The organism is Mesorhizobium sp. C268A (assembly GCF_040324475.1).
Classification (GTDB): Bacteria; Pseudomonadota; Alphaproteobacteria; order Rhizobiales; family Rhizobiaceae; genus Mesorhizobium.
On record NZ_JAMYVX010000003.1, the window covers coordinates 1,026,036 to 1,050,548 of the forward strand.

Sequence of the window (24,513 nt, forward strand, 5' to 3'; positions counted from 1 at the left end):
CGGAGCCTGATTTACGGCTTTGAAGATTGCCGATCTCGTCGACCAAGGTCAGGCCGCAATCTGCGATCGAACTCTATGGGATGGAAGCACCGACCGCCGTGGCGCACTGCGCTTTGGAGGCACATTTCGACGGCCGACCAAATGACTTCCGCTTTTGGTGCGATGTCTTTCACCAACTGAGAAGACCAAACTGACGGAACTTTTGCCGCGGAATCGTGTTCGTTCGAGCATGACCAGAATAGCAGACCTTGGCCCACGCATCCCCGGCAAACCACATTCGCCGGCAGACGGACAAGACCCGTTTCGACCTATGGCCCGATATGCGACCAGCAGGTTGACCGCCGCGACTTCCGTCAAGTGATGTGGCACGAGCAACCAGATCACGAGCCGCTTGAATTGGACGCTTGGGAGCGCGCGAAATGCCGAAATACCATGTCGAGGAAATCGCCGGCGAGACCGTGACGGCCACCCACATCGTCAACGCGACAACGCCGATCAGGGCGGCTCGGGAAGCGACCGAGCGCGACGTCACGCTGCGCACCAGCGAGCCCATCTGGATCAGGGTTGCCGACGAAAAGCGCGGCCACATATTCGAGTACAGCTTCAGCCTGTAGTTGGCGATCCAACTCGGCTCGGCCAGCTGAGTTTTGGATGGCATACCATGCCCTCAACCTCGATACGCAAGTTCGACTATGACTCGAACACCAGGGTTCTCTCGGTTTGGTTTGTAGCGAGCGGGAAGCATTACGAGTTCTTGGACGTACCTGCTGAGGCCGTTGCTGCGTTCAAAGCTGCCTTTGCCAAGGGCGTCTATTTTAACAGCCACATCCGCAATCGTCATGCATTCCGGCTCGCGCCAGGGAGGGCAGCAGGCTCGTCGGGCGGTTGACACAATTTTCTAATCCAAAGCGGCCCGCGCCACCTAAAAAGGAAAGCGCGGACCCGATCAGATGCAGCCGCCGGGCGGACCCGGCGACGTCGACTGGATTGCTGCCGCCGCATGAGACCCCTCAAGGCGTGGCCGGCGCCAGCTTGGCGGCTACTTGGTCGATCTTGTCGGCAAGCACGCCATTGGCCCAATCTGTCACCTCAGGGTCAACCGGCTTGTTGGCCATTTGGGCAAGGGCTGCATCGATCGATGGGACATTGGCGGCGGCGTCAGCGGCGGCGGCCTGAGCATCGGCCGCGGCCTGAGTGGCGTCATCGAATGCTGTCTGTGCTGCATCGAGGTCGGCCTGCGTAGGGACATCTTCGGGCGGGGTATTCGGGTCAGCCGCTTTCGCATTCAGCGCGTCGAGCGCCGCTTTGGCGTCGGTAACCGCCTGATTAGCGGCATCGAGCGCCGATTGAGCGTTCTTGGCTATTGCCGACTGTGTCACGAAAGCCTGCACGCCAGGTAATCGGGCGGAAACACTTACCCAACCGTAGGGTGGGGCCGCTATCTAAAAGCCCGCCAACCTTTCGGTGGGCGGGCCTCCACTGTCGGAACTGGAGAGTGTCATGTCGACAGCTCCGGCACTTGCGAACGGTTTGGTTAGTGGCGCCAGATCAGCAGGCAGAGCTGGCGCAGGTCACGATCATAAACGCCCCGGCTCTCGATCACGTCGATGCAGCGCTTCTTGAACCGAGTGATTTCGGCGCTCGACATAGCGTCGACAATGCGAGTCAGATCCGTATTGGTCGGATTGTCGGGGGACTCGGTTCCGACAGTGGCACCGCTCGTGCCAATGGGTGCAGTGGTTCCGTCGTCGCCAACTGCGGCGTTCGCCGGCATGGAAAGATTTGCGAGAACGGCTCCAATGGCCATGCTTCCCACCAGGATCTCAAAAATCTTTGTCATAATGCGCCTCCAAGGATGTCAGCCCCTTTTCCAAACCAAGGCCGGCGGTGTTTTAGCTCGCAACCAGCGCGACGGTGTGGTCGTTGAGTGCTTGATTGGGTATTGATCGAAAAACGGGAACGCGATCAGATAGGCGTATCGGCGGTAAGATGTGCCATGCGGAAACCTCCGCTGTCGGCATTAATTATGATCGTGACCACGACATCCTCCAAACCAGATCCGGGTGAAGGTGCTCAAAGACATAGCTCACTAGAAAGCACGAGTAGATGAATAAATGTCTAAAAACTCCATACCTATTCTTGGCAATGACAGTGACGAAGTGAATTGTGTTAGGCGTTCTTAGCCGTGTTAACCGTTGACAAGCGTGAGGCGAGTTCCTGCGGTATCGCGTTCAGCTCCGCCTTTGCGGCGTTAGGATGCGCGCCTCTCGCAAAAGCGATGACCAGTTGTGGAGCTGCTATTTGTTCTCCTCGCGGAAGTCCTGCAGCGATGCATGCCGCAGGTCATCCTCGCCGCGCAGGTGCTTCACACGGCCGATCAGCCCTGGCTTGACCCATTGCGTCGCTGGCCGCTTCATGATGCCCTTGGGCGCCGTCCCTGAGTGCTCCTGGACGCGTTTCCATAGCCTCTCGCGCATTTCCCGGTTCAAGGTGACGAACGCGCTGCCGACATAGCGCCCTGTGCCGCGCTCAGCCATCAGAGCGAAAGCCGGCTTGCCCGCTTCACGCTCGACGCCGAGCAGATCGAACTCGTCAATCGCATAGCACTTGGCCTTCAGCCAGTTGGTCGACGGACCGCTTCGGTATTTGCTGTCCTTCCGCTTCGACACCATGCCTTCAAGTCCGGCCTTGTCGAGCAAGTGAAAGATGGCCTTCGCTTCGCCCGGCAGCGGCTCACTGAATTGAATGCGCCCGCCGGGCTCGATCGTGCTGGCCAGGATCTCGCGCCGCTCCTCTAGCGCCTTATCGCGCAGATCGTGGCCGTTAAGATGAAGCAGATCAAAGGCAACAAAATACAAGTCGTGTTGCCGGCGGGTGATGGCTTTGCGCAGCGCTGCGAAGTCCGAAACGCCCTTGTCATTCAGAACGACGATCTCGCCGTCGACGATGGCGCTTTCGGCACCAAGGAGCTTGGCCTCTCTCACCATGTCGCGATATTTCGCCGTCCAGTCGTGGCCATTGCGCGTATAAATGCGCATGCCGACTTCATCGATGATCATCTGCGATCGGTAGCCGTCGAACTTGACTTCGTGGGTCCAGCCTTCACCCTCGGGAGGCTTCTCCACAAGGGTCGGCATCAACGGCTCGATGAACTTCAAACGCATGTACTGACCACCCTCCGGCGATTCAATAAGATGAAGCTAAAATAGTTCCGAAACCGGAAATCAGCCTCTTGGGTGCAACAAACAAGTCAACTCGGCGTTGCGGGATGAGCGAAGGAGGAATCGATATGGCCGACGACAAGAGCAAGCGGGATTTTCGTGATCGGGACCGTGTCTCGGCCGATGAGGATTATGAAGTTGAATATTTCGCAACAAAGACCGGCATCACAACCCAGCAGGTCAAAGAGCTGATCGCGAAGCACGGCAACCAACGCGAGACTTTAGAGCGGGTAGCCAAGGCGCTGCGGAAACAATGACCAGGCTATCTGATCTCGGCAGACCACTAATCGGGCACCGACATGAAGGCCCGCCCGCGAGCGAACTCGCGCATTTCCTCCCCTGCCCGGTTTGCGGGCAACAGATTGATATGCGCGATTTTCGCCAGGTCATTTATCATGCCGATCCGGAGCACGAGCCGCTCGAACTGGACGCTTAGGACCAAAAGTGCCGAAATTCCACGTTGAGGAAATGGACGGCGATACCGTGACGGCTACCCACATCGTCCATGCGACAACGCCGATCAGGGCGGCGCGGGAAGCGACAGAGCGCGAAGTCACTCTGCGCACCAGCGAGCCCATCTGGATCAGGGTTGCCGACGAAAAGCGCGGCCACATATTCGAATACAGTTTCAGCCTGTAGCTGGCGATCCAACTCGGCTAGCTGAGTTTTTGAATGGCATACCATGCCGTCGACCTCGATACGCAAGTTCGAATATGACCCCAACACTAGGGTTCTGTCGGTTTGGTTTGTAGCGAGCGGGAAGCATTACGAGTTCTTGGACGTACCTGCTGAGGCCGTTGCTGCGTTCAAAGCTGCCTTTGCCAAGGGAGTCTATTTTAACAGCCACATCCGCAATCGTTATGCATTCCGGCTTGCGCCATGGAGGGCATCAGGCCCGACGGGCGATTGACAGAGTCTCAGATCGAGTGGCCCGCGCCATCCCAGGGGAGCAACTGTGCGAACTGGCCCAGGGTCCGAGGGCAAATGAAAACGCCCGCCGGCCGGGGCCAGCGGGCGCGTATTATATTAAGCTAGGTGCTGGGCCTATTTGCCCATCATCATCGCAGCTTTGCAGAAGTTCTCATGGGCCTTCGCAATATCTGCGTCAGCGCAGTCCTTCATCACAGCGTCCTTATCCTCCTGAGACATAGCCGACCAAGCGGTTTTCGCTTCGGCCTCAGACTTCATGGTCTTCATGCTGCTGTCCGTGAAGAAAGGAGACATTCTTGCAGGATCGTCGAGCGCAGACGTGCCAGTGGAACTGCCGGCAAAGGCCGATCCGGTCATCAGGGCAAATGTCGCGCCGAGAATGAGCATTTTCGAATTCATCAAAATTCCTCCGAATGCAACTGCTTTAATGCAGCCGTGCTAATTCAACGCTTGCGGGTAGAAAGGGTTTCCAGCCAAATTGAAAATTGTAGAAATTGCTACCGATATTTCGTCGTCAACCTAGGAGGAATTGGCCCGCAAGTTCGGTCAAGGCGGCCGGCCACCATCGATGCTGCAATTGCCTGGCCGGTTGCCCCGGACTTGTTCAGGGATGGCCCGCGCTTGCTTCCGAGCGCGGGCCGACCATGATGAGTGAGGGCCATCTTGGTCACCGGCAGGACCGCTTAAGAACGAGCCGGGTGTGACTGAACAGCCTCAGGGCGAGGATGTTCCCGACTGACCCAAAAAAGCCCCCCAGCAGTTGGGCGTGCTTGTGGGGCTTAACCGCACCGATATTGGATAAGTCACGGCTGATGGGCAAACCCACGGCCAGTACTTTCCGTGCAGGTGGACAGCTCGCCGGGCGAAGACCCCAACCACCTCGATCCCGGCGAGCCTAGACCTGATCAGAGTACGCGATCAGGACCGGGGATCAGCCGGCGATAGTGGCATGTCTTGCAGGTCAAGCATTGTGAAGCACAGCTTCCTGATCGGACCTGCTGCCGTGTCGAATGGAGTAGGCGCGAGTGATTTCCGCACCAAAAAGAAAAATCTCCGCCGAGTAGTAAGCCCACAACAGGATGACGAGCAGCCCACCGGCGGCCCCATATGAGGCCGCGACCGCGCTGGAGCCTATATACCAACCGATAAGCAATTTCCCGAGCGTGAACAGGGCAGCGGTCACAACAGCGCCAATCCAGACATCCCGCCATTCCAGGGTTCGATCAGGCAAGATCTTGAAGATGGCAGCGAAAATAGCTGCGAGGAGGACAAAAGAAACGACCGCGTTGATAACGCCCAGGACAAGTGTCCCGAACGGCAACTGTGCCTTGATGAGGTTGCCTAGGGCCGAAATCGCCGCGCTCGCGACTAGAGAGACGAGCAACATGAAGCCAAGTGCGGTGACCAGTCCCAGACTTACCGCACGTGCGCGCACCAGGCGCGACAACGAACTGCCCTGCGCTTCGACCTTCCATATCATGTTCAAGGACTGCTGTATTTCGCCGAAGACCCCGGAAGCGCTCACAAGCAAGGTGATGATGCCGATCACCGCCGCCCAGGTGCCGCCGGATGGCTTTTCGGATGCGCTCTTCAGTGCGGTTTGAAGGATGTTTGCGCTTTCTGTACCCATCATCCCTGTGATTTGGGCGGACAATGCCGCTTGCGCTGCCTCGTGACCGAATGCGAGACCCGCAATTGCAACCACGATGAGCAGAATTGGCGCCAACGATGTTGTGGCATAAAAAGCGATTGCTGCGCCATGGCTGAGAGCGTTGTCGTTGACGAACCCAACGACGGCTTCTCGCACCATTGCCCATGCATTTGTGATCGCGCGATGCATTTTGCGCCCCAGTCGAATTGGCGTTCACTAGCAATGCACCAGCACATCTGATGTTCCGGTTGCGGGCTGTGGCAGGAGTTTTCGCACCGACTTCCGCGGAGGGTCGCCGGCATAGAACTTCCGCTCCGATGCGCTGGCATCGCCTTCGCCCCCTTTCGGGACGCGCATTTGATAATGGTTTTCTCAAGATCATTTTAATTCGTTCGGAAACCATAGAAGCGGAGGCTGGCTCGTTTGCACCGACAAGGACAACAGCACGGAGGAGGTGTTGGAGCGTCGTAGACGTTCGCCCTGTTGAGCAGCAGCCAGCCATAAGCGATCTAATAGGTGCGGCGCCGCCGACGCGATATCGTGGGCCGGTGCGGTCCGAGCCCCCCGACCACAGGCTTAACGAGTCCATAAGCAAGCGCAATTCGGGCTGACCCGCGACGCAGAAAGTTCGAAAAACTTCCAGGAACCCCAGCCAAACAATTGATCAGGCAAATCATGAAGTTAGCGAACAAGGCCGCGACCGAACCGTGTTGCATCGGTTTTCCCGCTCTGTAACGCGCAAACCCTTGCATTCCGGGCTTGTCCCGTCCTGTACCTTGTTGTCATTGCAACATGACTGCAACACGGAAAGGCGGATTGTTCCCGTCATGTTCGCCAATGAAGGCGCGCGCCACCCATAGCCGATTGCGGCGCCAATTCTTTCCTGCAACTATCGGCAGGTCCGTGGACTTGGACGCGACATGGAGAGAGCTATGGCTGACAACAAATCAAATCGGGGAAAGCAAGATCGGGCCAGGGTGTCCACCAGCGAGCCTTACGAGGTGAACTACTTCGCCCGGAAGCACGCAATCACAAAGGATATGGCCTTGAAAATAATCAAGGAAACCAAGGGCAACAGGGACAAGGCAAACGCCGCCGCTGAAAAGCTCAGGTAAAGAAACGCGACATGACAACAAAAAAACCCGCCGGAATAGAGAAACCCGCCGCTGAGAGGGGGCCCAGGGCGGCGGGTTTCTTCACCTTGAATAGAGCGGCCACTTTCCGGAGAAGACCGCGCACGACATAAACCCGCAGAGGCGGCTCCTTGTTCCACACAATTTTAAGAACCAGCCTGTCGAGGACTACATGGTGCTAGTAATTTCATCTTAGGGCCGCTCTCCACCAGCACTTCCTGAGATTTCAGATCCTCGCCCCAAATCACGGTTTCACCGTGGGTGTCCGGGCATGGCTCTGCGTCCGCGCCTTCCTCGTCGTCGACGTTGTCCAGCTCTAGATCATCAAGGCAGCCAAGCGACGGCTCATCGTCTGCCGTTTCCTCCAGATCGCAATCAGCCTGCATGAGATCCAGTGCCGTTATCAGGCTCATGGCACGGTCTAGGAGGTCGTTCAGGCGCTTTTCTACGGACTGGCGCCATATGCGCGCGTCGGTTCCCTGCGGGCATCCCATGGGCTTTAGAACGCGAAGGGCGGTCATGACACGCGCTCCAGATCAAGTAAGGTCAGCGCCGTCATCATTCATCACGGTGTCTGGCGCTACCGGCAGCGGGACATAGTGGGTGTGGCCGCGTGCCTCGTGATGGCCGGCATGAGCGCCTATATGCCGTTACGCTAGCGCCTTTTGGTGAGGAGACATTGGGCAAGCATTTCCGCGACGAAGAGATCGAGGAATTCCTAAAAGCCTACGTCGCGAGGTTCCCGGACGCCGTAGAGCGAATGGAACATGTCATGTTGAATCCATTCGACGATAATGACGAACTGATGTCCCAGAACTTCCGCGAGATCTATCACGTCGCACAGTCGATGCAATTCTTCACGGCATACGCGGCGCATGAGCCGAGTGCGATCCATCATTTGGTCAGGGACGTTGCGAGACGTGTGTCGGATGGGCTTGGCCCTATGGGATCGAGAAAAATCAAATATTGACGCGCCGCCTGGCTGAGGCCTGGATAAGCAAGATGCCCCACCGGAATCAGCCGGTGGAGCTCTTAGATCAGCCCACTCAGGGACTAGCTGAAGGGGCTGTTCGGCGGTGTGACCCGGGGAGGATCACATTTGCAAATTGGCGCCTTCCTTTGCCCGGCACATCGGCCGAACAGATGAGGGCTATTCGCCTGCTCGGATTGCAAGGCTGCCGGCCGCGACCGCCGGCTTCGCGTTGATGCCGTCAGTTTGGTCGACTTGCAGCACATGGGATGCCCGGCCAGGTTGTCGGCGAGAGTCTTTTGGGCATGGCGATCTCCGTTGAAGGGGTCGCCGCAAAGGATTCTATTCCTAACTGGACCTGGATGGCAAGGGTTATTCGGCCAAGCTGCCTTCCCGGTGGTGCATCGCCTCCAAGATCACCTCATAGACGCTGCCGACCTCCTCCTTGATCTCGTCGGCACCGATTCCCTCACGCTCCGCAAATTTCATCATTTCGTCAGCGAGGTCGCTAACCGCCACTGGATCATCAGTCATTGCGTTGGGCAGGTGCTCTGCCATCCACCGATCGAGAAAGTTGATGCCGCGTGTGCTCATCAGCCGATAAGTTCAAAGCGCATATTAGGTTCCGCTACTTGACCCCTGAGACGGCCGCACCAGACTCCAGTGCATGGCTAGTGGTCTCAAGATCGGCGATGAGGTGGCGATCGACGCCACCATTATTCGACGCGTCACTGACGACAGGATCAGCGTGTCGATACCGACCTACGGATTTCCGCATTCCGTTCGGGATAGCACCACGAAGGTGGTCAAAGGTCTGACCATCGAACTGATCGGCAGCGTCACACGGGTCGAGAAGGACGCCGTAACGGTCAGCCTGGGTGGCCCGGTGGTGACGGTCGCGCTTGATGTTGTGCGGCTGGTAAAGCTCTAGCTTTCCCGACCTTACCGCCCTAACGGCTGCTTCGAAAGCGAGAGAAGTTCGGCCTCATCTTTTATCCCGGCCATGTAGTTGGCAATGATCCGAGAGGCCAACCGGCCCTGCGCATCGGGTGATTGGTCGTCGACGAGTTTAAGCTGCTCGAAAACGCGCCCTAGCAAGGCCAATTCGGCAGGCTTAAGGATCCCGGCATCCACGGCTTTTCGTCTGATGGGCATGACTAGTGTTCTTCCCTCACCGACTCAAGCCGCGAGCCCGAAATCGGTTCCGGAACATTTTAGCTCAAACGCATGTTTCAATGGTTATGAAGATCGAAGCCGACGAATGCCGGGCAGCGTTGACGCTCATCCGGCGCACAATCGAGGACCACTGCCCGCCCGGCGTGCTGCCTAGCGAGGACCGCGCTGTCCCATTATAGGACGGCGCGGTCAAACCCCAACCTTGGCTGCGCAGGCGGCTTCGGCATTGAGTTCTACCCCGAACTCCGGCCGGCGCTGATCAGGCAATCTCCCACTGCGGCCCCGGCCATTTTCGTTGCACCCCGCGCGGGAGCCGCCTTGGCTGACGTCCACTAGCTCCCGCTCATCTTGACCCCGGGCGCAATGTATTGTCCGTATATGAACTCGACGAGTGAGGGCACTGCATCGCCATGTAGGCGGTCGGCCCCCGCGGCTGTCGAGCGATGTTTGAGGGAGCAGCGCATTGTTCGTCGATTACTACGAACTCTTGGAGATCAGCCCAAACGCCAACTCGGAGACACTTGAGCGAATATTCCGCTACTTTGCGATGCGCTATCATCCCGACAATCAGCAAACTGGAAACGAAGCCCGCTTCAGCGAAATAGTAGAAGCACACAACGTCTTGAGGGATCCCGTTAAGCGCGCCCAGTACGATATCTCCTATCGAGAGCATGCCGGTGAGCGGCTTAAATTGGTCGAGGAGGCAAGCGACCCCAAAGGGGTCGAGAAAGATGCTTTGGTCCAGGCCAAACTGCTTTCGCTGCTCTATGTGAAGCGCCGCCAGGATGTCGGCAATCCGGGCATTGGCGACGTCGAAATCGAACGGTTGTTAGGCTGTCCACCAGAGCATCTGGAGTTTCATCTCTGGTACATGAAGGCAAAGGGATGGATTGCAAGAATTGAGAACGGGACAATCGCGATCACGGTTGAAGGCGTCGATCGCGCCGATTCCGAACTGCGTCGCGATACCAGCATTCGGCTCCTGAGTAGAGACTAGATGTTTAGTCCCGAGGTTTGATGGGTTGGATCGAGCCTGAATCGTTCGGGCTCTTTTGTCCAGATTTTGCAGATGTATTCAAAGGGCGTGAGGCCCTTGAGGGTCTTCAGTCGACGGCCGAAATTATAGGCTAAGAGGAAATCGGCGAGATGCTGGCGCAGTTGGTCATGGCTCTCGTAGTAGAAGCGTTTGACGGTCGCATCCTTGATCGTGCGGTTCATGCGTTCGACCTGGCCGTTGGTCCATGGGTGCCTTGGCTTTGTCGTTCGGTGGTCGATATCGGCCTTGGCGCAAGTATGTTCGAAGGCGTGCGCCCATATGATTTCTCCCGCCGCCATGGCTTCCTTGATCAGCGGAACGGCCGAGCCGCCGGCACCTGGGGTCGTGAACTGAATGCCGTTGTCGGTAAGCACTGTGTGGATCTTGTAAGGGACAGCATCAAGAAGATGGCGCAGGAAATCGGCGGAGACCGCTGTCGTTGCCTTCTCGTGCAGCTCGACGAAAGCGAACTTCGAGGTCCGATCTATGGCCACGAACATATGCAGCTTGCCCTGCTCGGTTCGGACCTCGGCGACGTCGATATGGAAGTAGCCGATTGGATAGGCCTTGAACTTCTTCCTTGCCGGCTTGTCGCCCTCGACATCCGGCAACCTGCCTATCCCGTGACGCTGCAGGCAGCGATGCAAGGATGACCGCGACAGATGCGGGATCGTCGGTTGGAGAGCATAGAGGCAATCGTCCAGTGGCAGCAGCGTATAACGCCGAAAGGCGACGATGACCGCCTCTTCCTCAGTCGATAGCACTGTCGACTTCGGATCTCTGGGGCCAGTCGGAAGATCGGCGGCCGACGTCCGGTTCCTCCACTTCCTAACCGTCTTCTGATTGATGCCGTAGCGCTTCGCCAGCGCCCTCAGGCTCTCTTGACTATGCTGTATCGCTCGACGGATCGCCTCTGTCGTCGTGGCGCTCCCATGAAGAACCTGGCCCATAGCGCATCCTTTGATTCGGACGAAAAGTATGCGCCATCAAAGCCTGGGATCAAACAACTAGAGAGGGTATCTGCCCAAGTTCCGCAAGGCTCCAGGGGAGCTTCGCGCGTCATTTTGCCGAGACCAGATGGGCTGAGGAATAGGGTCTTCGGTGGCCGCTTGCGGACGGGGGCAATGAGGATCATGCTGACGCTGGTCCTATCGCTTCCCTCGAGTAGGCCAGCGAGCCCTATTGTGAGGCAGTCCGGCATGTAGGATTGTAGTCCTCGTTGCGGCGACCCCCTCAAGCGGAGATCGCCAATGGCCAGAACCAAACCTTCCGAACAGCTTTCCCGGGCTGAAATCGAGCGCTTCATCGCGGCAGCCGAAGCGCTGCACAAGAGCATCGTCGGGCCGCTCCTGGCGTATCACAGCGAGCACTACCAAGCTCTACGTGAGGTCCATCGACCGCTGTTGAAGTCGATTGAGACCATTACCGGCAAGAGGGCGCCATTCATCCAGCCGAACATGACAGGACCGGCACAGCCGCGGGAGAAGCCTCCGGGCTAGTTCTCCTCGCGGAAGTCCTGCAGTGAGGCGTGGCGGAGGTCCTCCTAGCCGCGCAGGTGCTTCACAGCTCAAGCTCATACGGGCACTCGGGAAGGGACCGAGTTTAAATCGGGTTATGGTTGCAGCGCGGATTAGACCATCAGGCTTAATTGCTGCGCTGTCATTCTGCGGGTAGGATCGGGGTGTGGTTAATGCCACTCTCCAGTGTGGTCGGCACCGTCACGTCACCCAACTGTAACGTTGCCCCCGACAGCGCCGACCACGCTCAATGTCGGCCGATTAGGCCGGGGCCTCCCCGTGTACGAAACCGTACCTTTGAACCTCCTTTGCTAAAAAGAGAGTAAACAAATCCCTTCGCCGGAAGGGAGGCCGCGATGGATACAAAGAATTTAGAAATCGCACGTGCGGTGATGGAAACCAGCTTTCAGTTGCAGAGCCGGTCGATGACCGGAACAGCTGCGTTCCGCAGCCAAATGGACCACACCCGGCAAGCCATCCAAGAGTCGCGCGAACTGCTCAAGCGCCTTCGCCAACGCTACCGCGAAGATATGGCCCAGGTGCTCGAAGACGAGGACGATCTCGCGCCGATGCGCATATCGGGGTTCGATGCCGACGTTCTCCGCTCCGCATTTCAAAACCTAGTCAGGGATGCAGACGTGCCCGAGTGTCAGTGGCGCGTTGTTGCTGAATGCTTGGTACGCGAATTTGTCGGGTGTGAGCAGATCGAAGCCGGCTTGCTGGATTGGATCACGAAGAAGTAGCGCCCGTTTTTGTTGCGAGAAACCCGCCGCACATATTCGCGATTTGGATCTAGAATCTGGTCATGGAAGCGATCTTCGATCTATCGCCAGCGCCCTCAGAGAGCCTAGCCAGGACGTGTGGCGCCCTGCTCGCGCCTTCGCCATCGATGCGGCAGGTAAGCTGTTCCTCGGCCTCGGTATCGGCCTAGGCGTGGCAATTTGCAAATCCGGCTCCCCTGTCTTGGCAAACGCGACGTGAGCCGCCTGCAAGGCAAGGCAGCACTCGTCACGGTCGCGCTTGATCAATTCCGGCAGGATAACGGTCCTTCCGGCCAGCCGCCCAGCAGCAACCAGCCGTTTTACTCAGCGCTAGCACCCTTTGGCTCCGGCGTGATCTCCTCGACCTGCACGTTTTCGCCGATCTCTCTCGCCCAGGCCAAGGCTTTAGCCTTGTCGTTGGTCGTAAGCACCGTGCGCCAGTTCGGCGCTTCAAACACGCTCACAACGTAGGTTGTCACCGACTCGTTGACCATGCTCCACCTTTGCCTACTTCATAAGGTGTGGTGCCCTCATATTAGCATGAGCGTATATAACTTGGTAGTCAGCCTACGCAGGCCTGGCCGGCTGGGAAATAGGCAGATTCGGCCGTGGCGCCCGTCAGTCCGCCAAGGGCTGCGCCGTATATTAGCTACATCTCGACTAAAAAGCTGTCCGCTCCAGAATCCTGTCATGGCTCGGGGAATAGGCATCGGCGACGAGGTGGCGATAACGGCCACAGTGCGCAGGCGGGTCGACGAGGACCACGTCAGCGTCAGCATACCCAGCTACAACTTCCCCCATTCGATCCTCGATCGCACGACGAAGGTGAAGCGAGGGCAGCAGATCGAACTCGTCGGCAACGTCACCTATGTCGACGAGGAAGGCGGCAAGGTGACAATTATACTGGACCGCCGGTCACGGTCGACATCGACAAGGTCAGGCTGGTGCAGGCCTATGTGCCGCCGAAGCGCAAGAAGCCTCTGCGCGATATGGCCCACTAGGTGCCCTTAGCTTGGCCTTGGAATGGCGAATCGCCGGCTGATCCTTACTGGAACGAGATGCCCACGGCCTTGATGATAGAGCCGGACAGGGTGACTGTGAAATCTCTGGTCGCATCGTTCTCTGTTGTGGGTATCGACCATGCGTCGGTCGCAACAGGCCGATCGTTGGTCAAAGCAATCTCGTCATGAATTGGGCTGTCGCCCCCGCTCCATGAGCCGACTGCGCCACTGCCGGTGATCGACCCCGACAAGAAGAAGGCCGCCCCGGAAGTTTTGACTTCAACGTCGGCCAGGGTTTGTGGTCTGCCTCCACTGATGCTTATTCGCATTGGAGCGGATAGTATCGTCGGCAAAAGAGGGTCCGAAAAGGCCTTTCGGCAGCTCCCTCGTAGGAACGAAAAAAGATGAGAAGCGGAACTTGCGTGTGCAGTATTTGCACACGAACCCTCATAAACATCTGATTTTGTTAATCTATCTTCCCCATCCATCATCGGTGCAATGGCCAGTCTATGCTCTTGATTTTTCAGCTTCTGTTTAACATCAGAACCTTAGAACCTACCGCACACGCTGCGTCAGCGAGACCTTCCTGCAACGCGACGATGCGCGGCGCTGGGGCACCGACACCAAGTCGATCGCAGTGAGACTGTATAGCCTGCCTGAAGCCTTCGGCGAACTCATCGACCTCCATATCGACGACCTGTGCGATGTAGGCAAGTCCCCTCGCCGCTCCAAGGCCGCAGCCCTCGCTATGCTCCGAACATCTGGGGAAGTGCAGCATCGCCACCCTCGATCGCGAACGGCTCGTTCGCTTCGGTCGTGATCGAGCCGCCCAGGGTGCCGGACGATGAGTCTCGGTATCGACATCACCTAGGGAAAGTCGTTGAGCGTCGTTCCTGGATGATCTGCCTGGTCGTGATCGCGACAGCCGCTGGCGAGAGCCGCCAAACTCGCATGAGATTGTCTGAAGCGGAGGACCATCCATGGAAGGACCCATTTCGACCTATTTTGCATCGATTGAACCCGTGGCCCCCGACGTTTTCTGGACCGCTTGCTGCATCCGGCGCGGCATTTCAAACATCCCCACGACGTTTTGACCGACGTTGCCCTGGCTGTTCAGGAGTAGCGCGCCATTCTTTCGTCATGGGCGTCGGATGCCTGCGCCGTAGAATCCGTGCCAGCGCTTCGCATGCTGCCGGGAGCGGGTGAACCGGTCAGCTTCGACACGATCATGGATGCGTTGCAACAGTTGGATCAATCGGATGAGCGCGCCGGTCCTGACTGCAGCGACAGCGCGGCAGTGGCCGCGTTCGTACCATTCGTCGATCGGATTTAAGGGCGACGTAGTTGTTCTTGCACCATGGACCCGTCGGCGAGTGACCCCGCCGGCGGGAGGGGTGTGGCATCGGTGCGTTCGCCCAGATTGCCGATGAAAATTTTCCTATTCTTCCTCTTGAAGGTGCACGTCGCGATTCTAAATGATGGTCGCCGGCCGCCCAATGGGGCCGGCAACACCAGGAGGCGGCAAGGCTCTTGGCGCCTTCTGTTGTCCATGTTGCTCAAGGAGGATGTGGCTATGAAGACAAACCTCGATTTTACCCCTCTATACCGGTCCAGCATCGGCTTCGACCGCATGGTCGACATGCTTGAAAGTGCGAGCCGTGTGGCCTCGTTCGACAACTGGCCGCCCTGCGATATCGCCAAGGTTGATGATGATCAGTATCGCATCACGATGGCGGTCGCCGGTTTCTCGCAGGACCAGCTGACCGTCACCCACCAGCCCAACATGCTGGTTGTGAGCGGGTCGCAATCCGGCGATGAGAACGGCCGGTATCTGTACCGCGGCATCAACGGGCGCGCTTTCGAGCGTCGGTTCGAACTGGCCGATCATGTCAAAGTCGAGGGCGCCAGCCTTGAGAACGGGCTGCTGAGCATCGATCTCAAGCGCGAGGTTCCCCAGGAGATGAAACCGCGCAAGATCGAAATCTCCAGCGGGGCTCCCATGCCGAAGATCGAGGCGCCCAAGGTCGAGACCGACAAGCTGGCCGCCTGAGCAATCCACCATGAAGGCTTTCGCTTGAGCCGGGCGTCCCGCCCGACTCAGAGACCTACAAAAGGAGAAAGACAATGAGCGTACGTGACTTGATCCCATGGGGCCGGGGCAACGGAAACTCGGCGCCCAGTCTCTTCCCCGACGGAGATCGAGACCCCTTCGTCTCCCTCCACCGGGAGGTAAACCGGCTGTTCGATGACGCCTTCCGCAGCTTTGGCGCCAGACTGCCGGCCTTCGGTCCCTCTTTCGCCGCCAGTTGGCCGAGTGTCGAAATCTCCGACACGGACAAGGAAGTCCGCGTCACGGCGGAAATACCTGGCCTGGACGAGAGCGACATAGAAGTCCTGCTGGAAAATGGGGCGCTCAAGTTTAAAGGCGAGAAGCGTTCCGAGACCGAGGACAAGGACCGGCAGTTCTCCGAGCGCTTCTACGGTCGCTTCGAGCGCCTCATTCCGCTCGGCTACGAGGTTGAAGAAGACAAGGTCAACGCCGCCTTCAAGAACGGGGTGCTGACCGTGACGTTGCCCAAGACCGAGCGGGCGCAGGCGAAGGCCAAGCGGATCGCAATCAACGGGAAGAACTGACGGATGCAGTATGGGTGGCGGCCCTTACGGCCGCTGCCCGTGCGACCCTTCATAACGGGAGGGACAGGCAATGGAGACAGTTCAAAGCAGCGACAACATCAGGAACCCAACCAAGACGTCCGTCCGGCCGGACAATGACAATCGGCCTCGTCTAGACGGGCCGGCTTTGTCATGGGGACGGTCAGTGTTTCCGGACGGCGCAACGGCGCGGATCTACCAGCCCTGCCGCTCGGCCATGACCTCGGCAAAGCCCCGCAAGGACTGGCGATTGGTCTTCGAACGCCGCACAGCCCCGTTCATCGAGCCGCTGATGGGCTATACCGGTGGCCGGGACACCTTGACCCAGGTTGAACTTAACTTTCCGACGCTGGAAGCGGCCATCCGTTATGCCGAGCGTCAAGGCCTCAATTACGTGGTGCAGGCGGCACCTCCTGCTTCCCAGGCCAAGGTCACGCGCCAGCATGCATCGGAGGAGAAACAGGCCTTTTCCGACCTGGTTTGGCAGCGGCTGCAGTTGGCTTGGCTCCAGGCAAGCCACGGCTATGGCGCCGGCGCACAGGCAGCGCACATACAGACGGCGCTTTCCGAGCCGGAGACATTCTACGCCTCTCCGATGGAGGTTGTGGATGACCCGGTGCTCGCACCCGACGAGAAACGCGCTGTGCTCAAGAACTGGGCCTGGAACGAGTACCTGATCGACCTGGCCACCGCCGAAGGCATGCCGGAAAATGCACGCCCGTCGCGATTGGACGAGGTCGAACTCGCCTTGCTGGCCTTGGAAGTCCGAAACCGGGGCTTCCAGACCAGGACCAGCCCGGTGCACTCCCGGATAGCCGCATGATAAGGCAAGAAGGAACCCACTGATCGTCTTCGACGCCCAACGGACCATCCCGAAACCCTTCCCGCTTGCGGTCGCGGCAGCGGGCGGGCGCGCGCCGACAACTTTCCCAATGCGTGGGCGCCCGATTGCGCCTCGGCAGAACTCGGCCCAGTTGTTAGGATCGCGCTGATATGGACTCCAATGAATTGGCGACAGAGGTTCCTATGTATCAATCCTTCAACGGCTCCGCCCATCCCCTGGCACCGAAAGAGATCGCGATCGCTGCCGTCCCCGAAGACGAGCGTGTCTGGGTCCCACAGGCTAAGGGCGTGTGGTTCCGACCACTTATGCTCAACACAATGCAAGGCCAGTGGTGCAATCTGCTCCGCGTACGCCGGGCCGGGATATTAAGCCGTCATCTGCATCCGGCCCCCGTGCATGGCTATGTGATCAAGGGGCGTTGGCACTACCTTGAACACGACTGGGTGGCAGAGACCGGATCTTACGTTTTCGAGCCGCCCGGTGAAATCCACACGCTCACGGTCCCAAGCGACGTGCCCGAGATGATCACCTTCTTCAACATCTCCGGCTGCATGGTTTACCTGGACAAGGATAACAAGCAGATTGGTTTCGAGGACGTTTTCACCAAGATCGACATGTGCAGAAGCCACTATGCGAGCGTGGGTCTCGGGGACGATTTCGTCGATCAATTCGTGCGGTAGACATCCGCCCGTTTGTCTTCCGCTGCGGTAAGTTCGCGCTCCGCCACAGAGGCGAAACGAGGAGATCTTGGTGACCGATTCCATATGGGCGATGCCCTTCTTCGCGGGCAAGACCGTCGTCATTACCGGAGGCACGACAGGCATCGGAAACGGCATGGCCATGGCGTTCGCCGGGGCCGGGGCAATCGTCCACGCGACGGGGGCCACGGCCGCCGAGGTGGCGGCCGCTCGTGCATACGGCACCGCCGTCTCGTATTCAGTACTCGACGTCCGGGACATGACTGCGGTCGAAGGATATTCAAGTCAGTTCACATCCGTTGCAGCGCTCGTAAATTGCGCAGGGGTAAACCTGCGCGCCGCCGAATTCACTGTCCAGGGTTTCGAAACGGTGGTCGATATCAATCTCACCGGCTCCATGCGGAGTGCGAGCGCGTTCCGAGGGGCACTCTCGAACGGGGGCGCCATCGTCAACATCGCATCGATGTTCGCGTTTTTCGGCGCGGCTCATTCGCCGGCTTACGCCGCATCCAAGGGCGCGGTCGTGCAACTTACCAAGTCACTTGCGATCGCCTATGCCGGGGATGGCATTCGCGTAAACGCATTGGCGCCTGGCTGGATCGAGACCGCCATGACCGCCGCGCCACGGGCCGATCCAGCTCGCAACGCGGAATTGATGAAACGCACTCCGATGGGTCGCTGGGGTACGCCGGGCGACCTGACCGGCCCCGCCATGTTCTTGTGTTCGCCGCTCGCGGGATTCATCACTGGGGCAATTTTGCCGGTTGACGGTGGCTATCTCATTGCGTGAGGCGTTGGCTATGCTGCGCGACCGATCTCCAAGCCTGTGTCGTCGAGATCAAGATCGAACGCGACCAATCGACCATGCCTGACCGCAATTGCCGCCACCAACTCCGCAAGCTCGCCATCCGTATGCTCGCAAAAAGCTGCCTGTTTCCTGACAATCGTGACCGCATCCCGGGTCGATACGACAGAGAACGGCCTCCGGGATCTCACGAATGATTCCGCAACCTCCGCGACGGATGAAGCTCGGTCAAAATTATCTTGCATACTTGCACCTCTGTACGACGCTAGCCCAAGCTCGGCCCGCGCAAATTGTTCCCATTGGCCTAATGCAGCCTGGTTGGCATCCGGCTTGGGCTCCTTGTGTGCGAAGGCCGGGAGCAACGCGACATGGCCGTCGCCGTGCCTTGGACAGTGGGCTGGACGCATTCGTCTCCACTCAACGAAAGGTCACGCCATCGGCCAGTCTCACTACATGCTTCAAATGCGAACACGAGCCCGACGCTAGAGACGAGGAGGATCAGATGTGTCCAAGCCGCTCGCCAAAGTTTCCGATCCTCGGATCACCGCAGTTCCCGCGCAACAAGTCGCCGGGAGACCTGTTTGCTCGCGTTAATTGCGGTCGACCGACTCCTGGCTCATTCGCCGCCTCGCCAGTTGGCTCCGGTCAGCCGGCCTCGTCCGTCTCCGTCATCGCTGGCCGGCGGACGATCCAATCCACCAAACCGGCTTCGGTCTGCTCGCAGGCCACGAATTCGCGCACCAGACTTCGCGCCAGCTCGCGCCATTGACACTCGGGCACGTTCATCTCCGCGATCAGATCTCGGCATGCAGCGCGTATGATGTCGGCATCGAAGGCTGACACGGCGACAGGACCACGGTCTGTATTCTTTCCTCGAGGAGTGTCGTCGCCCTGACGTTCGCGAAAGCGCCTCAGCACCTCGCGAGATGCGGCGATCGCTTGTCGGGTTTGACTCATAGCCTCGTAAATCCAACTTCGCGGACCGGTGAGCGGTGCCGCCATAGAATGAAGTCCTCCATAACCGCATGCGCAGTGTCCGTACGCGTTGCAACCATCGCCGCCTCCCTGCAGGCGCACCCAATGCTTGCAACTTCTGCCGGTGTTCGGGCGGCCGCCTGCATTTGTCGTGTCGCTGCTATGATCGCGTGAGTTAAAGCCGGTGAAGCGTCGCTGCAATTACAAATGTAAGTGTGGCATCCGATAAGTGGTATGCCCGCTGGCTGCGGCGGCGGCGAGTTCGTTCTTCAGACGGTCGAAGTCTTCCTCGGCGAAGCGCTCTCCGCGTTGCCGGAACGAGGAAGCAGGATCTGGACAAAATGCATGCGGCCGTGCCGCCGTTCAGGGGGCGCTATTGGCGAAAATCCGCCAATTTCCGCCAGTCGAAGACAACGCCCACTCCAGGCTCGTCGGGTGCTATCGCCAAACCATCCTGAAGCCTCAGCGGCTCAGTGGTATAATGGTCAATATCAAAACTATGCGCCTCCACCCAGCCGGCATTTGTCTGACCTGCAACGAGGCTGACATGAAGTTCCTGCATCCCGTGACTGCAGACCGGAATGCCAGCCTTGCGTGAGAGCGCTGCCACGCGCAGCCAGCCGGTGACCCCGCCGCAGTTGGAGGCGTCGGGTTGGATGTAGGCGAGATTCGACCAAGCGAAGGCATGCTCGAACTCCTCGATGACATGCAGGTTTTCTCCCATTGCCAGGGGCATTCCGGTCGCCTTGGCAATGCTGGCGTAACCCTCATAATGGTCGGGTATGATGGGCTCCTCGAACCACAGCAGATCGTAGGCGGCGAATGCTCTCGCTGCCTCGATCGCTCGCGGGACGTCGAGCGCGTAGTTGGCGTCAACCATAAAGGTGATGTGATGTCCTATGCGCTCGCGAACTGCTTTCACCCGGGCCACATCCTCGGCCAGGTCGTCCTTGCCGACCTTGATCTTCACCCCGGTGAAGCCGGCATTGAGATAGGAATCGATGCTGGCCAAAAGCTGATCGAGGGTAAAGTTTAGGTCGATGCCGCCGCGATAGGCCTTGGCACTCTTCCCGGCCCCGCCCGCCATCTGCCAAAGCGGCAGGCCGCTACGCCGGCCCTTGAGGTCCCATAATGCGATGTCGATCGCCGAGATCGCGAAAGAAGCGATGCCGCCGCGCCCGACATAGTGGATGTGCCAGAGCATGCCGTCGTAGATCGTGTCGATTTGCGTCGTGTCGCGTGCCTTGAGGAACGGCGCGAGGTCGTGATCGATCATTGCCTTGATCGCATAGCCGCCCCTGCCGCCGGTGTAGGTGTAGCCTGTGCCCTCAGTGCCGTCGGCAAGCCTCAACGTGACGGTCACCAGCTCGAAATGCGTGTGCGCGCCGTGCTTGGCATCGGTCATCACCTCACGCAGTGGGACCCGGAACAGCCGGGTCTCGACTTCCTTGATTTCGGTGCGGCTCATGCTGCGCTCCATTCAGGTTTTTTCATCGGACCATAATTGCACCGGCAGCGCTGACTGGCAACAATGTGGCTGATCTTTCAGCGCTTCTGAAGTCAATCAGTCATTTTTGGTCCTACAAAAGCATCAATCCGCTTGTGCTTTGGTCCGATTTACCTTCTAATAACAGGACCATCTGGGAGGAAAAAGGCTTGCTGGATACGGAAGAGCGTCCTGAGATGCCCGCGGCTATTCTCGCCGCTCGCGCGGCCGACGCGATGGTGGCCGGCATAGAGGCCGACATCACGTCCGGAAGGCTTGGCGACGGCAGCTACCTGCCGGCCGAGCGCGAACTGATGATCGAGTATGGTGTAGGCCGGGGCGTTGTGCGTGAGGCGATTGCGCGCCTGGCCAGCCGCGGCCTGGTGGAAGCGCGTCCGCGGTTCCGGCCCGTGGCGCGCCGGCCTGGCCTGGATGCCGCGCTCGGCGCCCTCGACGGCATCGTAGGACATCTGCTGAGCGACCAGGCGGGCGTGAAGAACCTCTACGACATGCGCGTCTTCCTCGAGGCGTCGCTGGCGCGCAACGCCGCCATCCATGCCCGCAAGGATGACGTCACAGCCCTGAGGGCGGCGCTGGCGATGAACGAGGCAGCCATCCCGGATTCTGAGAAATTCTATGCGACGGACGTGGCGTTCCACGCAGCGCTCTATGACATCGCGCGCAACCCGGTGCTGCCTGTCGTGCACAAGGCATTTACCGCCTGGCTGTCGCCGCATTGGATGCGCATGCCACGGTCGCCCGAGCGCAACCGCGTGAATTTCCTCAGCCATCGTGAAATCTGCACGGCCATCATTGAGCGAGATCCTGACGGCGCCGAGCGGGCGCTGCTCAACCACCTCTCGGCGGCCTGGGAGTATGTCCGCGGTACATTCGAAAGCCGTGAGGCGCCGGAAGCATGACGCAGTCCTACGACCATATCGTGGTGGGCGGCGGAGCAGCCGGCTGCGTCGCGGCGGCAAGGCTTGTCAAAGCGGGACGGCGAACCCTGCTGCTGGAGGCCGGCCATTCCCATCATCACCCCTTGCTCGACATGCCGCCCGGCATCTTCAAGATGATCAACGGCTCGAAATTCATGCGCTATCACCGCACCGAGCCGCAGGCCCATCTCGACGGCCGCGTCCATGAAATCTCGCAAGGCAACGTGCTGGGCGGCGGCACCTCGGTCAACGCCCAGGTCTACATGCGAGGCCGCTCGGCCGACTATGAGGAGTGGGACGAACTGCTGCGCGGCAACAATGCCGGCGTGCGCTGGAACTGGCAGGCGGTGCTGCCGCATTTCACCGGCATGGAGGGAAACAACCGCCTCGGCGGCGAACTGCATGGCAGCGAAGGTCCGCTGCTGGTCTCGGATCCAGGCCACATCGATGATGTTTCCCGTTGGTTCGTCCAGGCCGTCCAAGGCCTTGGATTGCCGTACAACCATGACTTCAACGGACCGTCGCAGCGCGGGGTCGGCTTCTACCAGTTCATGAACCGGCGGGGAAAGCGCAGCAGCGCCGCCTATGCCTTCATCGAGCCGCTGACGAATGATCCCAAGCTGACGCTGAAACTCAATTGCACAGTCAGCCGGCTGCTGATCGAAAACGGTCGGGTCACCGGCGTCGTCTATTCGGATGCGTCGGGCGCCGAGCATACCGTCCATGCAGATGCCGACGTGATCGTCTCGTCCGGTGCCCTCGTCTCGCCGAAACTGCTCATGCTGTCCGGCATCGGCCCCGCCGAGGCGCTTGCCGGGCACGGCATTTCCTGCGTCGCCGACCTGCCCGGGGTCGGCGAAAACCTGATCGACCATCCGGAGGTGCCGATCATCGCCACCGCAAACGGCCCATACGGCTATTTCAGGCAGGGCCAAGGCTGGAGGATGATCAGGAACGGCCTGCATTTCAAGCTCTTCGGCACCGGCACGATCCTGTCAGCGGGGGTGGAGGCCGGAGCCTTCGTCAATCCGGCCGATCCCGAGGGCGAACCGACGATCCAGGCCTTCTGCGTGCCGCACGTCTATCTGGACCGCGATATCCTGACCTTGGTCGAGAACACCTATGGGCTTACCGTGACGACAGTGGTGGTGAAGCCAAAGTCGCGCGGTTTCGTAAGGCTGCGTTCGGCGGATCCGAAGGACATGCCGATCGTTTCGCCGAACCTCCTTAAACATCCCGACGACATGCGGGAAATGATCTCCGGCCAGCGTTATTTCCTGCAGGCTTTTCTGACCAAGCCGCTCGCCGATCGGGTCAAGACCATTGCCGTGCCAAGCCAGGATGATCTCAGCGACGAAGCCATGACAAAGCATTGCAAGCGCTTTGTGAAGACCAACTACCACCCGGCCGGGACATGCCGAATGGGCTCGGACAGCGACCGGATGGCGGTGCTGGACGCGGCGCTGCGCGTGCGCGGAATAGACAATCTGCGGGTTGCCGACATGTCGGCCTGCCCCAACATCAATGCCGGCAATACGGCGGCGCCCGCCATGATGCTGGGCGACCGCTGCGCCGACTTCATTTTGGAGGCGGCATAGAGCCTGATCCAGCTTGCCGACGGCGTCATCGCCAAAGCCGTCAAGGCCGATATCGTGAGGAAATTACACAGTCGCTGAAAGCGACAATAAAGGAGGAAAGAGCATGATCATTACCCGTCGAAAACTATTGGTTGGCTCCGCCGCCGGCGCGGTCGCGCTGACACTCGGCTCACGCGCCTTCGCGGCGCTCCCGCCGCTCGCCAAGAAGGACAAGTACAAGGTCGGTTTCGCGCAGACGGAAAGCAACAATCCGTGGCGTCTTGCCGAGACCAAGAGCATGCAGGACGAAGCCGCCAAGCTCGGCCATCAGCTGGTCTACACGGATGCCGCCGGCTCGTCGGCCAAGCAGGCCTCCGACGTGAACTCGATGATCGCGCAGGGCGTCGACGCAATCTTCCTGCCGCCCCGCGAAGACAAGCCCCTGGTGCCGGTCATTCTTGCCGCGCGCGATGCCGGCATACCGGTGTTTCTGGTCGACCGCGACGTTGATCACACCATGGCCAAGCCGGGCGAGGATTATGTCTGCTTCATCGGTTCGGATTTCATCGAGGAGGCGACCCGCGTCGGGGAATGGCTGATCAAGAACGCCAATGGCAAGTCGAAGATCATCGAGCTGGAAGGCACGACCGGAGCCTCGGCCGCTACCGACCGCAAGAAAGGCTTCGACGATTTCATCGCCAAGCACTCGCAGTTCACCATCCTGGCGTCGCAGTCCGGCGACTTCGCCCGTGACAAGGGCCGGCAGGTCGCCGAGACGCTGCTTCAGGCGCACCCTGATGCGGATATCATCTACGCGCACAATGATGAGATGGCGCTGGGCGCCATCGCCGCTCTGGAAGCCGCCGGCAAGACCCCGGGCAAGGATGTGCTGATCTTGTCGATCGACGGCGAGAAGGAAGGCGTTCAGGCGATCATCGACGGCAAGATCGGCGCTATCTGCGCTTGTAGTCCGCTGTTCGGGCCGAAGGCCTTCGCTACGATGGCCGACTATGCGGCCGGCAAGAAGATCCCGCCGTTCATCAAGAACGAGGATGCCTTCTTCGACGCCACGAACGCGAAGAAAGACTTCGATATTGCGTTCTGATATCCACTTTCTTTCCAGTTGCCCTACCCGCTTCGGC

The 24,513-nt window shown here is 59.3% G+C and carries 32 protein-coding genes; 20 read left to right on the plus strand and 12 right to left on the minus strand.

Annotation, left to right across the window (positions count from 1 at the left end; all coding sequences use genetic code 11):
- The first annotated feature begins 26 nt into the window (after window positions 1–26).
- The 3 genes from NKL06_RS32795 to NKL06_RS31825 all read left to right on the plus strand — a co-directional run bounded on the left by NKL06_RS32795 (window position 27) and on the right by NKL06_RS31825 (window position 889).
- On the plus strand, window positions 27–194 hold the full coding sequence (locus NKL06_RS32795; protein WP_502898777.1) for a Y4oE-related protein: 168 nt from the start codon (window positions 27–29) through the stop codon (window positions 192–194).
- 225 nt (window positions 195–419) lie between these two features.
- On the plus strand, window positions 420–614 hold the full coding sequence (locus tag NKL06_RS31820; protein WP_023691307.1) for a hypothetical protein: 195 nt from the start codon (window positions 420–422) through the stop codon (window positions 612–614).
- A gap of 47 nt (window positions 615–661) precedes the next feature.
- Window positions 662–889 carry a KTSC domain-containing protein gene (locus NKL06_RS31825; protein ID WP_352581558.1) on the plus strand — a complete coding sequence of 76 codons (228 nt, stop codon included), beginning with the start codon at window positions 662–664 and terminating at the stop codon, window positions 887–889.
- A gap of 121 nt (window positions 890–1,010) precedes the next feature.
- Here the strand turns inward: NKL06_RS31825 and NKL06_RS31830 are convergent, their stop codons facing one another.
- From NKL06_RS31830 to NKL06_RS31840, 3 genes are all read right to left on the minus strand, one after another.
- Entirely contained in the window at window positions 1,011–1,379 is a 369-nt protein-coding gene (locus tag NKL06_RS31830; RefSeq protein WP_156951542.1) for a hypothetical protein, read from the minus strand.
- 155 nt (window positions 1,380–1,534) lie between these two features.
- On the minus strand, window positions 1,535–1,840 hold the full coding sequence (locus tag NKL06_RS31835) for a hypothetical protein (RefSeq protein WP_023691303.1): 306 nt from the start codon (window positions 1,838–1,840) through the stop codon (window positions 1,535–1,537).
- A gap of 457 nt (window positions 1,841–2,297) precedes the next feature.
- Window positions 2,298–3,164, minus strand: coding sequence for an ATP-dependent DNA ligase (locus tag NKL06_RS31840; RefSeq protein WP_023816917.1), 867 nt, complete (start codon window positions 3,162–3,164; stop codon window positions 2,298–2,300).
- 125 nt (window positions 3,165–3,289) lie between these two features.
- Here NKL06_RS31840 and NKL06_RS31845 point away from each other — a divergent pair, with 125 nt between their 5' ends.
- The 3 genes from NKL06_RS31845 (at window position 3,290) to NKL06_RS31855 (ending at window position 4,131) form a co-directional block, all read left to right on the plus strand.
- Window positions 3,290–3,478 carry a DUF3606 domain-containing protein gene (locus NKL06_RS31845; protein ID WP_023691304.1) on the plus strand — a complete coding sequence of 63 codons (189 nt, stop codon included), beginning with the start codon at window positions 3,290–3,292 and terminating at the stop codon, window positions 3,476–3,478.
- A gap of 187 nt (window positions 3,479–3,665) precedes the next feature.
- Window positions 3,666–3,860 carry a hypothetical protein gene (locus NKL06_RS31850; protein ID WP_155921714.1) on the plus strand — a complete coding sequence of 65 codons (195 nt, stop codon included), beginning with the start codon at window positions 3,666–3,668 and terminating at the stop codon, window positions 3,858–3,860.
- 43 nt (window positions 3,861–3,903) lie between these two features.
- On the plus strand, window positions 3,904–4,131 hold the full coding sequence (locus NKL06_RS31855) for a KTSC domain-containing protein (protein ID WP_081731378.1): 228 nt from the start codon (window positions 3,904–3,906) through the stop codon (window positions 4,129–4,131).
- A gap of 134 nt (window positions 4,132–4,265) precedes the next feature.
- Here NKL06_RS31855 and NKL06_RS31860 read toward each other — a convergent pair whose 3' ends face one another.
- Together NKL06_RS31860 and NKL06_RS31865 are read right to left on the minus strand one after the other, a co-directional pair.
- Window positions 4,266–4,550, minus strand: a complete 285-nt coding sequence (locus tag NKL06_RS31860; RefSeq protein WP_023702887.1) for a hypothetical protein — start codon at window positions 4,548–4,550, stop codon at window positions 4,266–4,268.
- Window positions 4,551–5,112: 562 nt separating this feature from the next.
- Window positions 5,113–5,991, minus strand: a complete 879-nt coding sequence (locus NKL06_RS31865) for a YihY/virulence factor BrkB family protein (RefSeq protein WP_352581561.1) — start codon at window positions 5,989–5,991, stop codon at window positions 5,113–5,115.
- 743 nt (window positions 5,992–6,734) lie between these two features.
- Here NKL06_RS31865 and NKL06_RS31870 point away from each other — a divergent pair.
- Window positions 6,735–6,917 carry a DUF3606 domain-containing protein gene (locus tag NKL06_RS31870; RefSeq protein ID WP_023734668.1) on the plus strand — a complete coding sequence of 61 codons (183 nt, stop codon included), beginning with the start codon at window positions 6,735–6,737 and terminating at the stop codon, window positions 6,915–6,917.
- Window positions 6,918–7,081: 164 nt separating this feature from the next.
- Here NKL06_RS31870 and NKL06_RS31875 read toward each other — a convergent pair whose 3' ends face one another.
- The gene (locus NKL06_RS31875; protein WP_023695062.1) at window positions 7,082–7,456 is read right to left on the minus strand and encodes a hypothetical protein; all 375 of its coding nucleotides are present in this window, start codon (window positions 7,454–7,456) and stop codon (window positions 7,082–7,084) included.
- 158 nt (window positions 7,457–7,614) lie between these two features.
- Here NKL06_RS31875 and NKL06_RS31880 point away from each other — a divergent pair, with 158 nt between their 5' ends.
- On the plus strand, window positions 7,615–7,905 hold the full coding sequence (locus NKL06_RS31880; RefSeq protein WP_023695061.1) for a hypothetical protein: 291 nt from the start codon (window positions 7,615–7,617) through the stop codon (window positions 7,903–7,905).
- A 372-nt stretch (window positions 7,906–8,277) separates the two neighbouring features.
- Here NKL06_RS31880 and NKL06_RS31885 read toward each other — a convergent pair whose 3' ends face one another.
- Window positions 8,278–8,499, minus strand: a complete 222-nt coding sequence (locus NKL06_RS31885; protein WP_023695060.1) for a DUF768 domain-containing protein — start codon at window positions 8,497–8,499, stop codon at window positions 8,278–8,280.
- 73 nt (window positions 8,500–8,572) lie between these two features.
- Between NKL06_RS31885 and NKL06_RS31890 the strand changes: the two genes are divergently transcribed.
- The gene (locus NKL06_RS31890) at window positions 8,573–8,836 is read left to right on the plus strand and encodes a hypothetical protein (protein WP_023695059.1); all 264 of its coding nucleotides are present in this window, start codon (window positions 8,573–8,575) and stop codon (window positions 8,834–8,836) included.
- A gap of 11 nt (window positions 8,837–8,847) precedes the next feature.
- Here the strand turns inward: NKL06_RS31890 and NKL06_RS31895 are convergent, their stop codons facing one another.
- Complete coding sequence (locus tag NKL06_RS31895) at window positions 8,848–9,060, minus strand: hypothetical protein (protein ID WP_023672644.1); 213 nt, start codon at window positions 9,058–9,060, stop codon at window positions 8,848–8,850.
- A gap of 484 nt (window positions 9,061–9,544) precedes the next feature.
- On the opposite strand from NKL06_RS31895, the gene NKL06_RS31900 reads away from it, so the two are divergent.
- Window positions 9,545–10,078, plus strand: coding sequence for a J domain-containing protein (locus NKL06_RS31900; RefSeq protein WP_023672646.1), 534 nt, complete (start codon window positions 9,545–9,547; stop codon window positions 10,076–10,078).
- On the opposite strand, the gene NKL06_RS31905 is transcribed toward NKL06_RS31900, so the two are convergent.
- Entirely contained in the window at window positions 10,075–11,067 is a 993-nt protein-coding gene (locus NKL06_RS31905; protein ID WP_352581565.1) for an IS481 family transposase, read from the minus strand. The two genes, NKL06_RS31900 and NKL06_RS31905, sit on opposite strands and share 4 nt — an antisense overlap.
- A gap of 300 nt (window positions 11,068–11,367) precedes the next feature.
- Between NKL06_RS31905 and NKL06_RS31910 the strand changes: the two genes are divergently transcribed.
- Window positions 11,368–11,616, plus strand: a complete 249-nt coding sequence (locus NKL06_RS31910) for a hypothetical protein (protein ID WP_023672647.1) — start codon at window positions 11,368–11,370, stop codon at window positions 11,614–11,616.
- 374 nt (window positions 11,617–11,990) lie between these two features.
- On the plus strand, window positions 11,991–12,377 hold the full coding sequence (locus tag NKL06_RS31915) for a hypothetical protein (protein ID WP_023693485.1): 387 nt from the start codon (window positions 11,991–11,993) through the stop codon (window positions 12,375–12,377).
- Between the two features lie 338 nt (window positions 12,378–12,715).
- Here the strand turns inward: NKL06_RS31915 and NKL06_RS31920 are convergent, their stop codons facing one another.
- On the minus strand, window positions 12,716–12,889 hold the full coding sequence (locus tag NKL06_RS31920; RefSeq protein ID WP_023672650.1) for a hypothetical protein: 174 nt from the start codon (window positions 12,887–12,889) through the stop codon (window positions 12,716–12,718).
- A gap of 2,080 nt (window positions 12,890–14,969) precedes the next feature.
- Here NKL06_RS31920 and NKL06_RS31925 point away from each other — a divergent pair.
- The 5 genes from NKL06_RS31925 (at window position 14,970) to NKL06_RS31945 (ending at window position 18,380) form a co-directional block, all read left to right on the plus strand.
- Window positions 14,970–15,446 carry an Hsp20 family protein gene (locus NKL06_RS31925; protein WP_023693482.1) on the plus strand — a complete coding sequence of 159 codons (477 nt, stop codon included), beginning with the start codon at window positions 14,970–14,972 and terminating at the stop codon, window positions 15,444–15,446.
- Between the two features lie 74 nt (window positions 15,447–15,520).
- The gene (locus NKL06_RS31930; RefSeq protein ID WP_023693481.1) at window positions 15,521–16,030 is read left to right on the plus strand and encodes an Hsp20/alpha crystallin family protein; all 510 of its coding nucleotides are present in this window, start codon (window positions 15,521–15,523) and stop codon (window positions 16,028–16,030) included.
- Window positions 16,031–16,100: 70 nt separating this feature from the next.
- Complete coding sequence (locus NKL06_RS31935) at window positions 16,101–16,871, plus strand: NADH dehydrogenase ubiquinone Fe-S protein 4 (protein WP_023693480.1); 771 nt, start codon at window positions 16,101–16,103, stop codon at window positions 16,869–16,871.
- A gap of 203 nt (window positions 16,872–17,074) precedes the next feature.
- Window positions 17,075–17,572, plus strand: coding sequence for a 2,4'-dihydroxyacetophenone dioxygenase family protein (locus NKL06_RS31940; protein ID WP_023752250.1), 498 nt, complete (start codon window positions 17,075–17,077; stop codon window positions 17,570–17,572).
- A 70-nt stretch (window positions 17,573–17,642) separates the two neighbouring features.
- Window positions 17,643–18,380 (plus strand): SDR family NAD(P)-dependent oxidoreductase, encoded by a 738-nt coding sequence (locus NKL06_RS31945; RefSeq protein ID WP_245260672.1) that lies wholly within the window; start codon window positions 17,643–17,645, stop codon window positions 18,378–18,380.
- A 660-nt stretch (window positions 18,381–19,040) separates the two neighbouring features.
- On the opposite strand, the gene NKL06_RS31950 is transcribed toward NKL06_RS31945, so the two are convergent.
- Window positions 19,041–19,397, minus strand: coding sequence for a hypothetical protein (locus tag NKL06_RS31950; RefSeq protein WP_352581569.1), 357 nt, complete (start codon window positions 19,395–19,397; stop codon window positions 19,041–19,043).
- A 346-nt stretch (window positions 19,398–19,743) separates the two neighbouring features.
- On the minus strand, window positions 19,744–20,838 hold the full coding sequence (locus tag NKL06_RS31955) for a mandelate racemase/muconate lactonizing enzyme family protein (protein ID WP_023693475.1): 1,095 nt from the start codon (window positions 20,836–20,838) through the stop codon (window positions 19,744–19,746).
- A gap of 188 nt (window positions 20,839–21,026) precedes the next feature.
- On the opposite strand from NKL06_RS31955, the gene NKL06_RS31960 reads away from it, so the two are divergent.
- The 3 genes from NKL06_RS31960 (at window position 21,027) to NKL06_RS31970 (ending at window position 24,476) form a co-directional block, all read left to right on the plus strand.
- Window positions 21,027–21,776, plus strand: a complete 750-nt coding sequence (locus tag NKL06_RS31960) for an FCD domain-containing protein (protein WP_023682469.1) — start codon at window positions 21,027–21,029, stop codon at window positions 21,774–21,776.
- On the plus strand, window positions 21,773–23,392 hold the full coding sequence (locus NKL06_RS31965) for a GMC family oxidoreductase (RefSeq protein ID WP_023693474.1): 1,620 nt from the start codon (window positions 21,773–21,775) through the stop codon (window positions 23,390–23,392). The genes NKL06_RS31960 and NKL06_RS31965 overlap by 4 nt, the downstream gene beginning before the upstream one ends.
- A gap of 103 nt (window positions 23,393–23,495) precedes the next feature.
- Entirely contained in the window at window positions 23,496–24,476 is a 981-nt protein-coding gene (locus NKL06_RS31970) for an ABC transporter substrate-binding protein (protein WP_023682467.1), read from the plus strand.
- The last annotated feature ends 37 nt before the right edge of the window (window positions 24,477–24,513 follow it).

What these genes read in the sequence shown, in the direction of transcription:
- NKL06_RS31925 (WP_023693482.1), top strand. Translation starts at nt 14,970, where the DNA reads ATGAAGACAAACCTCGATTTTACCCCTCTATACCGGTCCAGCATCGGC.
- NKL06_RS31870 (WP_023734668.1), top strand. Translation starts at nt 6,735, where the DNA reads ATGGCTGACAACAAATCAAATCGGGGAAAGCAAGATCGGGCCAGGGTG.
- NKL06_RS31970 (WP_023682467.1), top strand. Translation starts at nt 23,496, where the DNA reads ATGATCATTACCCGTCGAAAACTATTGGTTGGCTCCGCCGCCGGCGCG.
- NKL06_RS31965 (WP_023693474.1), top strand. Translation starts at nt 21,773, where the DNA reads ATGACGCAGTCCTACGACCATATCGTGGTGGGCGGCGGAGCAGCCGGC.
- NKL06_RS31885 (WP_023695060.1), bottom strand. Translation starts at nt 8,499, where the DNA reads ATGAGCACACGCGGCATCAACTTTCTCGATCGGTGGATGGCAGAGCAC.
- NKL06_RS31860 (WP_023702887.1), bottom strand. Translation starts at nt 4,550, where the DNA reads ATGAATTCGAAAATGCTCATTCTCGGCGCGACATTTGCCCTGATGACC.
- NKL06_RS31895 (WP_023672644.1), bottom strand. Translation starts at nt 9,060, where the DNA reads ATGCCCATCAGACGAAAAGCCGTGGATGCCGGGATCCTTAAGCCTGCC.
- NKL06_RS31840 (WP_023816917.1), bottom strand. Translation starts at nt 3,164, where the DNA reads ATGCGTTTGAAGTTCATCGAGCCGTTGATGCCGACCCTTGTGGAGAAG.
- NKL06_RS31955 (WP_023693475.1), bottom strand. Translation starts at nt 20,838, where the DNA reads ATGAGCCGCACCGAAATCAAGGAAGTCGAGACCCGGCTGTTCCGGGTC.
- NKL06_RS31835 (WP_023691303.1), bottom strand. Translation starts at nt 1,840, where the DNA reads ATGACAAAGATTTTTGAGATCCTGGTGGGAAGCATGGCCATTGGAGCC.
- NKL06_RS31930 (WP_023693481.1), top strand. Translation starts at nt 15,521, where the DNA reads ATGAGCGTACGTGACTTGATCCCATGGGGCCGGGGCAACGGAAACTCG.
- NKL06_RS31890 (WP_023695059.1), top strand. Translation starts at nt 8,573, where the DNA reads ATGGCTAGTGGTCTCAAGATCGGCGATGAGGTGGCGATCGACGCCACC.
- NKL06_RS31940 (WP_023752250.1), top strand. Translation starts at nt 17,075, where the DNA reads ATGTATCAATCCTTCAACGGCTCCGCCCATCCCCTGGCACCGAAAGAG.
- NKL06_RS31855 (WP_081731378.1), top strand. Translation starts at nt 3,904, where the DNA reads ATGCCGTCGACCTCGATACGCAAGTTCGAATATGACCCCAACACTAGG.
- NKL06_RS31905 (WP_352581565.1), bottom strand. Translation starts at nt 11,067, where the DNA reads ATGGGCCAGGTTCTTCATGGGAGCGCCACGACGACAGAGGCGATCCGT.
- NKL06_RS31935 (WP_023693480.1), top strand. Translation starts at nt 16,101, where the DNA reads ATGGAGACAGTTCAAAGCAGCGACAACATCAGGAACCCAACCAAGACG.
- NKL06_RS31820 (WP_023691307.1), top strand. Translation starts at nt 420, where the DNA reads ATGCCGAAATACCATGTCGAGGAAATCGCCGGCGAGACCGTGACGGCC.
- NKL06_RS31910 (WP_023672647.1), top strand. Translation starts at nt 11,368, where the DNA reads ATGGCCAGAACCAAACCTTCCGAACAGCTTTCCCGGGCTGAAATCGAG.
- NKL06_RS31845 (WP_023691304.1), top strand. Translation starts at nt 3,290, where the DNA reads ATGGCCGACGACAAGAGCAAGCGGGATTTTCGTGATCGGGACCGTGTC.
- NKL06_RS31865 (WP_352581561.1), bottom strand. Translation starts at nt 5,991, where the DNA reads ATGCATCGCGCGATCACAAATGCATGGGCAATGGTGCGAGAAGCCGTC.
- NKL06_RS31825 (WP_352581558.1), top strand. Translation starts at nt 662, where the DNA reads ATGCCCTCAACCTCGATACGCAAGTTCGACTATGACTCGAACACCAGG.
- NKL06_RS31875 (WP_023695062.1), bottom strand. Translation starts at nt 7,456, where the DNA reads ATGACCGCCCTTCGCGTTCTAAAGCCCATGGGATGCCCGCAGGGAACC.
- NKL06_RS31950 (WP_352581569.1), bottom strand. Translation starts at nt 19,397, where the DNA reads ATGGCGGCACCGCTCACCGGTCCGCGAAGTTGGATTTACGAGGCTATG.
- NKL06_RS31920 (WP_023672650.1), bottom strand. Translation starts at nt 12,889, where the DNA reads ATGGTCAACGAGTCGGTGACAACCTACGTTGTGAGCGTGTTTGAAGCG.
- NKL06_RS31915 (WP_023693485.1), top strand. Translation starts at nt 11,991, where the DNA reads ATGGATACAAAGAATTTAGAAATCGCACGTGCGGTGATGGAAACCAGC.